The sequence below is a fragment of the Mycobacterium sp. IS-1556 genome (genome assembly GCF_001499985.1).
Lineage (GTDB): Bacteria > Actinomycetota > Actinomycetes > Mycobacteriales > Mycobacteriaceae > Mycobacterium.
In genome coordinates this window covers 57019-69406 of the sequence record NZ_LQIM01000002.1, presented here as the reverse complement: position 1 = coordinate 69406, position 12388 = coordinate 57019, and the positions used below count along the sequence as shown (strand labels likewise).

The following is a 12388-nucleotide window of genomic DNA, read 5'->3' as shown; positions in this document are numbered from 1 at the left end:
GTATGCAAGTCCCCATGAGTGCGACCGCTGTGCTGGTCATCGACATGATGAACACCTACCGTCACCCCGACGCCGAGAAGTTGGCTCCGCACGTCGCTGAGATCATCGACCCGCTGGCCCGGCTCGTCGACACGGCCCACGATCGCGACGACGTGGACCTCATCTACGTCAACGACAACTACGGCGATTTCAGCGCGGAGTTCGGCGATATCGTGCAATCGGCGCTGCGAGGTGAGCACCCCGATCTGGTCGAGCCGATAGTGCCCCGCAAGGGTTGCCGGATGCTCACCAAGGTGCGTCACAGCGCCTTCTACGCCACCGCGCTGGCGTACCTGCTGAGCCAACTGAAGCCGGAGCGGGTGATCCTCACCGGCCAGGTCACCGAGCAGTGCATCCTCTACACCGCGCTGGACGCCTACGTCCGGCATTTTCCGGTCGTCGTCCCGCCGGATGCGGTCGCCCACATCGACCCGGAACTCAGCGACGCGGCGCTGACCATGATGAAGAGCAATATGAGCGCCGACATCACCCCGGTCGCAGAGTGTTTGCGGTGACGCGTTTGACGTAGCGGTTCGCGGGTAGCCCGACCAAACCGATGATCAACACCAAGCGCGATCGGATCGCCGAACCGTGGGGCACTCGGACGCCTTACGGAAAAGGCGAACATTGGCCAGAACGCGTCGACATGCACCTGGCCGACGGGCTGGCCCCCGATGCGGTCGACCGATGGGTGCAGTCGGCGTCTGTGCTGCATTCCAACGGTGACGGCCTCGACATCGCGGTCAAAGACGGCCGCATCGTCGGCATTCGAGGCCGGTCCGTCGATCGCGTCAACCGCGGCCGGGTCGACACCAAGGATCTCTTCGGGTGGCAGGCCAACGCGTCGACCGACCGGCTCACCATGCCGCTGGTGCGCGAGAACGGCAAGCTGGTCGAAACCGACTGGGACACAGCGATGAACCGGATCGTCCGCCGCAGCAAAGAGCTGCTCGAAACGGTGGGACCGAGCGCATTCGGGTTCTATACCAGCGGTCAGCTGTTTCTCGAGGAGTACTACACGCAGGGCGTGATCGCCCACGGGGCGATCGGCACCAACCACGTCGACGGCAACACCCGGTTGTGCACCGCAACCGCCGCCGAGGCGCTCAAGGAATCGTTCGGCTGCGACGGCCAGCCCGGTTCGTACACCGACGTCGACCACGCCGACGTGATCGCCCTTTTCGGGCACAACGTCGCCGAAACCCAAACCGTGTTGTGGATGCGAATGCTCGACCGACTCGCCGGTGACGACCCACCCGCCATCGTGTGCGTCGACCCCCGGCCGACACCCGTCGCGCAGGCCGCCACAGTGCATCTCGCGCCGCTGCCCGGGACCAACGTGGCGTTGATGAAACGGACTGTTGCACGAAATTCTTCGCAACGACTGGGTGGACCATGACTACGTCGACGCCCACGCCGTCGGCTTCGACGAACTGCGAAAGCGGGTGGCCGAGTTCCCGGCCGAGCGCGTGGCGAAGATCTGCGACGTGCCCGCCGAGGACATCAGGGAGGCGGCTCGGCGGCTCGGCACCGCGCAGCGGCTACTCTCGACGGTCCTGCAGGGCTTTTACCAGTCCCATCAGGCGACGGCGGCGGCGGTGCAGGTCAACAACATTCACATCGTCCGCGGAATGCTGGGCAAGCCGGGCTGCGGAATCCTGCAGATGAATGGCCAACCCACGGCCGAGAACACCCGCGAATGCGGCGCGGACGGCGATCTGGCGGGATTCCGCAACTGGTCCAACGACTCCCACATCGAAGAGCTCGCCCGACTGTGGAACATCGACGCACTGCAGATTCCGCACTACGCGCCGCCGACGCACGCGATGCAGATGTTCCGTTACGCCGAGCAGGGCACGCTGCGCCTGCTGTGGATCAGCGCCACCAACCCCGCCGTATCGCTTCCCGAGCTGCGACGTATTCGAGGCATTCTGGGCCAGGACCGGCTTTTTGTGATCGTGCAGGACATCTTCCGCACCGAGACGACCGAACTCGCCGATGTGGTCCTGCCCGCCGCGGCGTGGGGTGAGAAGACCGGCACCTTCACCAACGCCGACCGCACCGTTCACCTTTCGGAGAAAGCCGTCGATCCGCCCGGCGCGGCTCGGCCCGACCTGGACATCTTCCTCGACTACGCGCGCCGGATGGACTTCCGCGACAACGACGGCGCACCGCTGCCGTCGTGGACCGACGCCGAATCGGCGTTCGAAGCATGGAAACGCTGCAGCGCCGGCCGCCCGTGCGACTACACCGGCCTGAGCTACGACAAGCTCCGTGGCTCCGCCGGCATCCAATGGCCTTGCAACGCAGACAATCCCGACGGAACGGAGCGACTGTACGCCAACGGCCGGTTCTGGGCCTCACCCGATTACTGCGAGGCCTATGGCAAGGACCTGATCACCGGTGCACCACTGGAGCCCACCGAATACCGCGCGATGAATCCGGACGGCAAGGCGATCATCAAGGCGGCCGAATACATTTCACCGCACGAGCCGCCGCGCCCCGAGTTTCCGTTCGCGTTGATCACCGGCCGGACCCTCTACCAGTTCCACACCCGCACCAAAACCGGCCGCGCGCCGCAACTGCAGGCCGCCGCCCCGGAGGTGTGGGTGGAGGTGTCGAAGGCCGACGCCCAACGGCTCACCATTGCAGAGGGCGACGTCGTCGAGATCGGCACGCCGCGGGGCTCGGTCACCGCCAAGGCCCGCATCTGCGGGATCCGCACCGGTGTGCTGTTCCTGCCGTTCCACTACGGCTATTGGGATGTCGATGTCGACGACGGTCATCACCGCGCCGCCAACGAGCTGACCATCACGGACTGGGATCCGGTGTCCAAACAGCCCGTCTACAAGACCGCGGCGGCGAGCCTGCGCCGGGTAACCGGTTCGTCATCACCTGCTCCAGCGCCGACCACCGCCGCCTCGGCACCGGTTTCCGACGGCGTCGATGCGACAAGCGGAGGCGCGGCGGCCGAAGCGACTGAATCCCTGACCTCTTCGGAGACACCATGAAACTCGGCATGGCGCTGCGGGAGTTGCACCGGTCGGAACTGCGGCTGGCCCGCTCGCTGGACGCGACCGCCGCGCGGCACCACAACGACCAAGCCATCTACTATGTGGCGCTCGGTCTTGCCGGCTGGTCACGCGAGCATCTGGAGCTGATCGCCGAAACCGGCCGGCGCTACGGTGTTCGACTGCGCGCTCACCCCCGCACGTCGGCGATCACCGAGTCCGCGCAGCAGTGGATCAGCGACCGCGTCGGCCGCCGCCCCGAACCCGCGCTGCTGTTGCTCGCCGACCTGCGGCGGCTGCACCGCCTGGCGGCCGGCGTTTCCCTCGACTGGGAGCTGCTGGGGCAGGGCGCGCAGGCCGCCAAGGACGACCGGCTGCTGAAGCTGACCCAGCGGTGCCATCCGCAGGCGCTGCGGCAGATGCGCTGGGCCAATGCGATGCTCAAGGAGCTGTCGCCGCAGGCCCTGATGAACTGACTCTGCGCCCTCGACGGCCCGGACAGCGCCTACTCTCGATCACGTGGAAGCGCCCGAGCTCGTCGCCCTGTTGCGTGGCCGCCGGGTCGCCGTGCTCACCGGTGCGGGCATCTCCACCGACTCGGGCATCCCCGACTACCGCGGCCCGGACTCGCCGCCGAGCAATCCGATGACCATCCGGCAGTTCACCGGCGACCCGGTGTTCCGCCAGCGCTACTGGGCCCGTAACCACCTCGGCTGGCGCCACATGGACGCCACGCTGCCCAACGCCGGCCACCGAGCCCTCGCCGCGCTGGAAGCCGCGGGCGTGGTGTCGGGGCTGCTTACCCAGAACGTCGACCTGCTGCACACCAAGGCGGGCAGCGGCAACGTCGTCAACCTGCACGGCACCTACGCGCAGGTGATCTGCCTGGACTGCGGGCACACGATGCCGCGGGCCGTGCTCGCCGATCTGCTGGAGGCAGCCAATCCGGGATTCGCCCGGCAGGCCGCTCGATCCGTCGGTGGCATCGCTGTCGCTCCGGACGCCGATGCCGTCGTCCGCGACACCGCGTCGTTCCGCATCGTCGACTGCCCCGAGTGTGGCGGGATGCTCAAACCCGACATCGTCTACTTCGGCGAAAATGTGCCCAAGCACCGTGTCGCGCAAGCATATTCTTTGGTCGACGCGGCAGATGCGCTGCTGGTGGCGGGATCCTCGTTGACGGTGTATTCGGGTTACCGGTTCGTGCGGCACGCCGCGGCGGCGGGCATGCCGATCGCGATCGTCAACCGCGGACCGACTCGCGGCGATGGCTTGGCGACCGTGAAGATCGACAACGGGTGCTCCCCCATGCTGGCGTTGTTGGCCGACGAGCTGCCCGAGGTCGCCACTTCGGCTTGAATGACGGCGTGACGGAAACCACCGACGACGACGCCTCGTGGCTGCGTGCGCTGCTGGACCGGCGGCGGCCCGAACCGGGACCGGTCAACGGCCGGTGGGCGCTGGGCGTCGGGGACATGCTCGCCGAGCACTCGCTGACGCCGGCCAAGTTGCGCTGGCTGGTACGCAAGCTCAACCACTTCGGCGGGGTGGCGATCAGCGAGGACGGTATCGAATTCGACGGCGACACCGTCGAGTGGGCGAAAGTGGAGGAGATCCGCACCCGCAGCCTGATCGAGTACCTGTTCACCGGCGGCGTCGACAAGCAGATCGACAAGCTGCCGCTGCCGTGGTTCCCGTTCCGTCGCAAGGTGCTCGGCGCGATCTCGCGGGCCGCCCTGACGCTGCTACTGGCCGCGGCCAAGCAGCAACTGGAAGGCGGTGCGCTGGAGATCCGGATCCCCGCCGAGGTGCGCTACGACGGCCTGTTGTGGACCCGCGAACTCGCTCCGGGAATGTTCGCCGCGGTGATCCTCGCCGATCCCGCCGTCCGCCAGTGCTTCGAAGCGACCGCCAAGGCCCACGCGGTGTCGGTGACGCCCGCCGAGGACGACGTCATGGAGGACGCCGACGAACGCGCCGAGCAGATCAGGTCGGTGCTCGGCAAGCTGCAGGCCCGCCTTTCTTAGCGATTTCGGTGTCGAAACGATCGCTGACCGACGGTTTGGACACCGAAATCCCTGCTAGATGGCCACCAGGTCGTCGGCGTGTACTGCGGGACGGCGCAGCTCTGGCGGCAGGTCCGACGTCGACCGGCCCAACATGGTGGCAAGTTCGCTGTGGTCGTAAGCCACCACGCCGCGCGCCACCATCGTCGCGTCCTGCGACCGCAACTCGACCACGTCGCCGCCGTAGAAGCGGCCCGACACCGCGGTGATGCCCGCCGGCAGCAGCGACCGCCGCTGACGCACCACCGCCTGCACCGCACCGTCGTCGAGCGTCAGAGCGCCCGCAACCTCGGCGGCGTAGCGCACCCAGAACCGGCGCGCCGACATCCGTTCGGGCCGCGGCGCGAAGACCGTGCCCACCGACGCGTCGGTGAGCGCCGTGGCGGCGTCCGATGCCCCGGCGAGCAGCACCGGCACGCCCGCGTCGGCCGCCAACAGCGCGGACGACAGCTTCGATGCCATGCCACCGGTGCCCAGATGACTGCCGCGGCCGGCGACCACGCCGTCCAGATCCTCCGGACGCGTCACCTCGGAAATGAAGCGGGCGTTGCCCTTTCGAGGATCCGAGTCGTAGAGCCCGTCGATGTCCGACAGCAGTACCAGCGCGTCGGCGCCCACCAGATGGGCCACCAGCGCCGAGAGCCGGTCGTTGTCGCCGAACCGGATCTCGTTGGTGGCCACCGTGTCGTTCTCGTTGACGATCGCGACCGCGTGCAGCGCGCGCAACCTGTCGAGCGTGCGCTGGGCGTTGGTGTGCTGCACCCGCATCGCGATGTCATGCGCGGTCAGCAGCACCTGCCCGACGACGCGATCGTAGCGATCGAACGCCGCGCTCCACGAGTTCACCAGCGCCACCTGCCCGACGCTGGCCGCGGCCTGCTTGGTGGCCAGATCCGTCGGTCGCCTGGACAATTTGAGCGGTTCAATACCCGCCGCGATCGCACCCGAGGACACGATCACCACATCCGAACCCGCCTGCATGCGCTTTTCGATCGCATCGACCATCGTGGCCACCCGGCGCCCGTCGAACACCCCTGACGGCGTGGTGAGCGCGGTGGTGCCGACCTTGACGACGATGCTGCGCGCAGTGCGGATCGCGTCCCGGGTGCTCAGCGGTGCGCTCATCCGGGTTCCCCGCCCGGTCGTCGCCGCTCCCGTCGGGCGGCCTTGCGTTCGGCGGCGCCGACCCGGTCGGTCTGCTCCAGCCGCTGATCGGTGCCGCGACCCGACATCGGCACGTCCACCCCCGCGGGGGTCTGCGGCTCCCAGTCGAAGGTGACGTCTCCGATGGTGACGGCGCAGCCGGGGCGGGCGCCGAGCTTGAACAGCTCCTCCTCGACGCCCAGCCGCGCCAGCCGGTCACCGAGATAACCGACCGCCTCGTCGTTGTCGAAATCGGTTTGGGCAACCCATCGTTCGGGCCGGGTGCCGCGGACGACGAAGCCGCCGTGTCCGTCGGGCTCGACGGTGAACCCGCTCTCGTCCACGGCGACGGGCCGGATGACGGGCCGGCGCGGCACCACCGGGGGTTGCGATTCGCGATAGGCCGACACCATCTCCCACAGCGCGAACGTCAACGGCCGCAACCCTTCCCGGGTCACGGTGGAGACCTCGAAGACCGGCCAGCCGTATCGGCGCGCGATCTCGTCGCGCACGAAGTCGGCCAGCTCGCGCGCATCGGGCACGTCGATCTTGTTGAGCACCACCGCCCGCGGGCGCTCCCCGAGATCACCCAGCGCCGCATCGCCCTGCAGCGTCGGGGTGTAGGCGGCCAATTCGGCTTCCAGGGCGTCGATGTCGGACACCGGGTCGCGTCCCGGTTCCAGCGTCGCGCAGTCCACCACATGGACCAGTACCGCGCAGCGCTCGATGTGGCGCAGGAAGTCCAGGCCGAGACCGCGGCCCTGCGAAGCACCGGGGATCAGGCCGGGCACGTCGGCGACGGTGAACGTGTTCTCACCGGCGGACACCACGCCGAGGTTGGGCGCCAGCGTGGTGAACGGGTAGTCCGCGATTTTCGGTTTGGCCGCCGAGATGACCGACACCAGCGATGACTTGCCCGCGGACGGAAACCCGACCAGTCCGACGTCGGCCACGGTCTTGAGTTCCAGCGTGAGGTCGCGGACCTGCCCCTTTTCGCCGAGCAGCGCGAAGCCGGGGGCCTTGCGGGCACGCGACGCCAGCGCGGCGTTGCCCAGGCCACCGCGGCCGCCGGCGGCGGCTTCGAAGCGGGTGCCGGCACCGACCAGATCGGCCAGCAGTCGACCGTCCTCGTCGAGCACGACCGTGCCGTCGGGGACCTTGACCTCGAGGTCCGCACCTGCGGCTCCGTCCCGGTTGCCGCCCGCGCCTTGCTTGCCGGACGGCGCCACGACATGCGGGTGGAAATGGAAGTCGAGCAGCGTGTGCACCTGCGGATCGACGACCAGCACCACGCTGCCGCCGCGGCCGCCGTTGCCCCCGTCGGGGCCGCCGAGCGGTTTGAATTTCTCGCGGTGGACCGAGGCGCAGCCGTTACCGCCGTTGCCGGCCCGCGCGTGGATCACGACGCGGTCGACGAACCGAGGCATCGGTGATCACTCCTTCGAAGAAACGCCATGGCGGACCGTCAGCTCACGAGACCGCCGCAGCGTTACCTTCGCGAGCTTAAGCCTCTGGTCGGAGAACGCTGACCGTCTTGCGGCCGCGCTTGCTGCCGAATGTGACAGCGCCGGGAGCCGTCGCGAACAGCGTGTCGTCGCCGCCACGGCCGACGTTGGTGCCGGGATGGAAATGAGTACCCCGCTGGCGCACGATGATCTCGCCGGCCTTGACGATCTGGCCGCCGAACCGCTTGACGCCGAGCCGCTGTGCGGCGGAGTCGCGACCGTTACGCGAGCTGGAAGCGCCCTTCTTGTGTGCCATGTCGTCGTCGCTCCTACTTGATGCCGGTGACCTTGAGGACCGTCAGCTGCTGACGGTGTCCCTGCCGCTTGTGATAGCCGGTCTTGTTCTTGAACTTGTGGATGCGGATCTTCGGGCCCTTGGTGTGCTCGAGCACCTCGCCGGTGACCGCGACCTTCTCCAGCGCCTTGGCGTCCGCGGTGACCTTCGCCCCGTCGACGACCAGCGCAACGGGCAGCGAGACGTTGGAGCCGGGCTCGGAATCGAGCTTCTCGACCTTCACCACGTCGCCGACGGCGACCTTGTACTGCTTGCCGCCGGTCTTGACGATTGCGTACGTAACCTTTTCGGCTGCCATCGTCTTGCTACTCCTACGTCGTTCACTGGGCGCGCGCGACTTGCTGCTGCGCATGTCTGGGTTTCCGGATCTCGGAGTGTCGCCGACTCCACTTGGTCCAGAGCCTGGCGACAACTGCTCAAGGCTACTTGAGTCGCCGGACGAGGGTCAAATCACCGCAGGTCACGCGTCGTGGGCGGCGAACGCCACCGGTCAGCCCTCGTGGGCCGGTGGACCCGCGGCCCGAGCGGCCGCCCGGCGCCGATGCCGCCCACCGGAGGCCGTTGTCGCCGTCGATGGGGCCCCGTTCGCGCCGTACCCCTGCGAGTCGTCGTCCGAATCGTCGTCATCCTCGTCCGAATCGTCGTCGGACTCGTCATCGGAATCGTCGTCGTCGGACTCGTCGGAGTCTTCGTCGATGACCTCGATGTCGTCGTCGATGTCGTCCTCATCGTCGTCGGAATCCAGATCGATCTCGTCGTCGTCGGAGTCCTCGTCCGAATCGTCGTCGGAGTCCTCGTCCGAATCGTCGTCCGAGTCCTCGTCCGAGTCGTCGTAATCCTCGTCCTCGAGGTCCTCGTCGTCGGTCTCGGTCACCGCGGCGCGGATGGCCTCCGAATCGGCCGCAGCGACCTCCTCGACGGGCTTCTGCTCCTCGGTCTCGTCCTCGTCCTCGTCGTGACGACCGTTGGCGGCCGCCATCGCCTTGAACATCGGGTGTTCGCCTGCCGGATGCGGCGGCACCTTGGCGACCGCCACATCGTCGGACTTCCCGCCCCGCTTACCCCGCTTACCTCGCCGACCGCCACCGCCGTCGGACTTGCGTCCGGCGCTCGACATGGAGTCAACCGGGTCGCCGTGCAGCACGATCCCCCGCCCGCCGCAGTGGGTGCACGAGGTCGAGAACGCCTCCACCAGACCGGTGCCGAGCCGCTTGCGCGTCAACTGCACGAGGCCCAAGGAGGTCACCTCGGAGACCTGGTGTCGGGTGCGGTCCCGGGCCAGCGCTTCGGTCAGCCTGCGCAGCACCAGGTCGCGGTTCGACTCGAGCACCATGTCGATGAAGTCGATGACGACGATGCCGCCGATGTCACGCAACCGCAGTTGGCGCACGATCTCCTCGGCCGCCTCGAGGTTGTTGCGCGTGACGGTCTGTTCGAGGTTGCCGCCGGAGCCGGTGAACTTGCCGGTGTTGACGTCGATGACGGTCATCGCCTCGGTGCGGTCGATGACCAGCGTGCCGCCCGACGGCAACCACACCTTGCGGTCCATCGCCTTGGTGAGCTGCTCGTCGATGCGGTGCACCGCGAACACGTCGGGACCGTCGGGTGACACGGGCTCGTACTTCGTCAGGCGCGGAAGCAGTTCCGGCGCAACGGAATTCACGTATTCGTTGATGGTGTTCCAGGCCTCGTCGCCGGACACTGTCAAGCCGGTGAAGTCCTCGTTGAACAGGTCGCGGATCACCTTGACCAGCACATCGGGCTCTTCATAGAGAGCGACTGCCGCGCCGGCCTTCTTCGCGGTGATCTCCGCGGCCTTGGCCTCGATCTCCGCCCACCGCTTGGCGAGGCGTTCGACGTCGTTGCGGATGTCTTCTTCCTTCACGCCCTCCGACGCGGTGCGGATGATCACCCCGGCGTCGGGCGGCACGACCTCCCGCAGAATCTCCTTGAGCCGCTGACGCTCGGTGTCGGGCAGCTTGCGGCTGATGCCGGTCGACGAGGCTCCCGGCACGTAGACCAGATAGCGGCCGGCCAACGACACCTGCGTCGTCAGCCGGGCGCCCTTGTGGCCGACCGGGTCCTTGCTGACCTGCACGACGACGTAGTCGCCCGGCTTGAGGGCCTGCTCGATCTTGCGGTTCTGCCCGCCGAGGCCAGCGGCCTCCCAGTTCACCTCGCCGGCGTAGAGCACACCGTTGCGGCCGCGGCCGATGTCGACGAACGCCGCCTCCATCGACGGCAGCACGTTCTGCACGATGCCGAGGTAGATGTTGCCGACCAGGCTGGCCGAAGCCGCCGACGTAACGAAGTGCTCCACCACGACGCCGTCCTCGAGCACGGCGATCTGGGTGTAGCGGGCGCCTTCGTGAGGCGGTTCGGTGCGGACCTTGTCGCGGACGACCATCATCCGCTCGACGGCCTCGCGCCGGGCCAGGAACTCGGCTTCGCTCAGGATCGGCGGGCGGCGCCTGCCGGCGTCGCGGCCGTCGCGCCTGCGCTGCCGCTTGGCCTCCAGCCGGGTCGATCCGCTGATGCCCTGGATCTCGCCGTCGCCACTTTGGCCGGACTTGTCGCCCCTCGCGGACTTCCGCGGCTCACGCTCGTGGACGACGGTGTTGGGCGGGTCGTCGGGCGACGTGCCTCCGTCGCTGTCGTCCCCTGAGCCGGATTTGCGGCGGCGTCGGCGGCGGCGGCGGCGGGTGGCACCGTCGGCGCCGGCGTTCTCGTCGTCACCGGACTCGTCATCTGAGTCGTCCGAGTCGTCGCTGTCCTGCTCGCCGCCCTGGTCGTTGTCGCTGTCGGAGTCGGCGTCGTCGCCGTTCTGCTCGCCGCGGCCGCGGCCCCGCCCGCGCCGGCCCCCGCGACGACGCCGTCCGGATGGCCGTTCGGACTGGTCATCGTCGGTGTCCTGGCCGTCGTCGCTGTCGTCGTCCTCGTCATCGTCGTCGGCGGCGTCAGCGTCGTAGTCGAACCGGACGGGTTGCGGCGCCACGAACAGCGGAAGGTAGTCGGCGTGCTCCTGGGGGCTCGCCGCGGACGCTTCCGAGGTCAATTGGGATTCGGGCTGGTCACCGTCGGAAGGAGGCCCGGCCGCGTCGGCGGTTTCGGTCGCCGACTCCTCCGGCTGGCTGTCCTCCGCGTGTCGCGTGTCTTCTGAAAGGTCTTCGGTTGGGGCATCTTCGGCCACGTATTCTCCTTAAGCCCCCGGGCGCGTCTCGATCGACGCGGCCACGCGAGGGCTTCCGCTATTGACCCGGGTGACTTCGCCCGGGCTTGTTGTGGTCTCGCTCCGGGCGGTCCACTGGTGAACCATCCCGGTGCCGGTCTGAATGATGGCTGGACGGTCGGCGCCGCATCACGCGTGGCGATGGTCGCGCACGTCTAAGTCTTCATTCGGGCGTCCGGCCCCGGTTGATGGCCGGCTACCCGAGCCAAGTATCCCACATCACGCCAACCCGCCTGACCAGGCTGTGCGAGCTGGGCCCCGATCTTGCTACGTGCCGGGGAACCAGAGTTCGATCTCGCGGGCCGCCGACTCCGCCGAATCCGAACCGTGCACCAGGTTGTCCTGGGTGATCAGGGCCAGATCACCGCGGATGGTGCCCGGCGTGGCCTTCTCTACCGGATCGGTTCCGCCGGCGATCTGCCGGAACGCCGCGATCGCGCGCGGCCCCTCGACGATCGCCGCCACGACCGGGCCGGACGTGATGAAGTCGAGCAGCGACCCGAAGAACGGCTTGCCTTCGTGCTCGGCGTAGTGCCGGCGCGCCAGGTCGTCGCCGACGGTCACGAGTTGCAGCGCGGCGATGGACAGGCCCTTGCGTTCGATTCGGCCGAGAATCTCGCCGACGAGGCGTCGTCTGACGCCGTCGGGCTTGATCAACACGAGGGTCCGCTCAGTCGGCTCAGTCACGGCCGACAGAATAACTGCCGAACACTACTCGGGAGGACGCTGCTGCTGTCCCGGCAGAAGGCCACGCTTCTGCCTGCGCAGCACCTCGGCGCGCAGATAGGCGATCACGAGCCAGACCACCAGGAACACGACACCGATGAAGCCGATCGCGCCGTGCACGACGACGCCGGCGATCAGCACCACCTGCATGAACAGGTTCACCCAGATGGCCCATGGTCTGCCCTGCACACCGGCCAGCAGCACCAACACCACCGCCAGCCCGACGAGGTAGCCGCCGCTGACCACGGTCAGGCCGCCGCCGACCCGTCCGACCACCGGCAGTGCCAGCAGCACCACGATGGCTTCCAGTATCAGCGTGCCCGCCATCACGCCACGGAAGCTCCGCCACGGGTCCGGAGCCGCGGAGCCGGCGG

11 protein-coding genes and 1 pseudogene are annotated in these 12388 nt (G+C 68.2%); 5 read left to right on the top strand and 7 right to left on the bottom strand.

Annotated elements, in window-relative coordinates:
* Positions 1 to 14 precede the first annotated feature (14 nt).
* The 5 genes and pseudogenes from AU187_RS03415 to AU187_RS03395 all read left to right on the top strand — a co-directional run bounded on the left by AU187_RS03415 (position 15) and on the right by AU187_RS03395 (position 5077).
* Positions 15 to 554, top strand: coding sequence for a cysteine hydrolase family protein (locus tag AU187_RS03415; RefSeq protein WP_059102391.1), 540 nt, complete (start codon positions 15 to 17; stop codon positions 552 to 554).
* Between the two features lie 41 nt (positions 555 to 595).
* A pseudogene (locus AU187_RS03410) lies at positions 596 to 3050 on the top strand (molybdopterin oxidoreductase family protein).
* Entirely contained in the window at positions 3047 to 3526 is a 480-nt protein-coding gene (locus tag AU187_RS03405; RefSeq protein ID WP_059102389.1) for a hypothetical protein, read from the top strand. The pseudogene AU187_RS03410 and the gene AU187_RS03405 overlap by 4 nt, the downstream one beginning before the upstream one ends.
* 43 nt (positions 3527 to 3569) lie before the next feature.
* A complete protein-coding gene (locus AU187_RS03400) occupies positions 3570 to 4409 on the top strand; it encodes an NAD-dependent protein deacetylase (RefSeq protein ID WP_059102388.1) in 840 nt (279 codons plus the stop codon).
* An 8-nt stretch (positions 4410 to 4417) separates the two neighbouring features.
* The gene (locus tag AU187_RS03395; protein ID WP_231740463.1) at positions 4418 to 5077 is read left to right on the top strand and encodes a hypothetical protein; all 660 of its coding nucleotides are present in this window, start codon (positions 4418 to 4420) and stop codon (positions 5075 to 5077) included.
* Between the two features lie 54 nt (positions 5078 to 5131).
* Here AU187_RS03395 and proB read toward each other — a convergent pair whose 3' ends face one another.
* The 7 genes from proB to AU187_RS03360 form a co-directional block, all read right to left on the bottom strand.
* Entirely contained in the window at positions 5132 to 6241 is a 1110-nt protein-coding gene (proB, locus tag AU187_RS03390; RefSeq protein ID WP_059166238.1) for a glutamate 5-kinase, read from the bottom strand.
* Entirely contained in the window at positions 6238 to 7686 is a 1449-nt protein-coding gene (gene obgE, locus AU187_RS03385; RefSeq protein WP_059166237.1) for a GTPase ObgE, read from the bottom strand. The genes proB and obgE overlap by 4 nt, the downstream gene beginning before the upstream one ends.
* A 76-nt stretch (positions 7687 to 7762) precedes the next feature.
* On the bottom strand, positions 7763 to 8020 hold the full coding sequence (gene rpmA, locus AU187_RS03380) for a 50S ribosomal protein L27 (RefSeq protein WP_059102385.1): 258 nt from the start codon (positions 8018 to 8020) through the stop codon (positions 7763 to 7765).
* 13 nt (positions 8021 to 8033) lie between these two features.
* Positions 8034 to 8357 (bottom strand): 50S ribosomal protein L21, encoded by a 324-nt coding sequence (gene rplU, locus AU187_RS03375; protein WP_059102384.1) that lies wholly within the window; start codon positions 8355 to 8357, stop codon positions 8034 to 8036.
* Between the two features lie 192 nt (positions 8358 to 8549).
* Positions 8550 to 11249 carry a ribonuclease E gene (rne, locus tag AU187_RS03370; RefSeq protein WP_059166236.1) on the bottom strand — a complete coding sequence of 900 codons (2700 nt, stop codon included), beginning with the start codon at positions 11247 to 11249 and terminating at the stop codon, positions 8550 to 8552.
* 306 nt (positions 11250 to 11555) lie between these two features.
* Complete coding sequence (ndk, locus tag AU187_RS03365; protein WP_156442317.1) at positions 11556 to 11975, bottom strand: nucleoside-diphosphate kinase; 420 nt, start codon at positions 11973 to 11975, stop codon at positions 11556 to 11558.
* Positions 11976 to 11999: 24 nt separating this feature from the next.
* Positions 12000 to 12341, bottom strand: coding sequence for a DUF4233 domain-containing protein (locus AU187_RS03360; RefSeq protein WP_082683772.1), 342 nt, complete (start codon positions 12339 to 12341; stop codon positions 12000 to 12002).
* Positions 12342 to 12388 lie beyond the last annotated feature (47 nt).

Coding starts and splice junctions, on each gene's coding strand:
- obgE (WP_059166237.1), bottom strand. CDS start 7,686: ATGCCTCGGTTCGTCGACCGCGTCGTGATCCACGCGCGGGCCGGCAAC.
- AU187_RS03360 (WP_082683772.1), bottom strand. CDS start 12,341: ATGGCGGGCACGCTGATACTGGAAGCCATCGTGGTGCTGCTGGCACTG.
- rplU (WP_059102384.1), bottom strand. CDS start 8,357: ATGGCAGCCGAAAAGGTTACGTACGCAATCGTCAAGACCGGCGGCAAG.
- proB (WP_059166238.1), bottom strand. CDS start 6,241: ATGAGCGCACCGCTGAGCACCCGGGACGCGATCCGCACTGCGCGCAGC.
- AU187_RS03405 (WP_059102389.1), top strand. CDS start 3,047: ATGAAACTCGGCATGGCGCTGCGGGAGTTGCACCGGTCGGAACTGCGG.
- rpmA (WP_059102385.1), bottom strand. CDS start 8,020: ATGGCACACAAGAAGGGCGCTTCCAGCTCGCGTAACGGTCGCGACTCC.
- AU187_RS03415 (WP_059102391.1), top strand. CDS start 15: ATGAGTGCGACCGCTGTGCTGGTCATCGACATGATGAACACCTACCGT.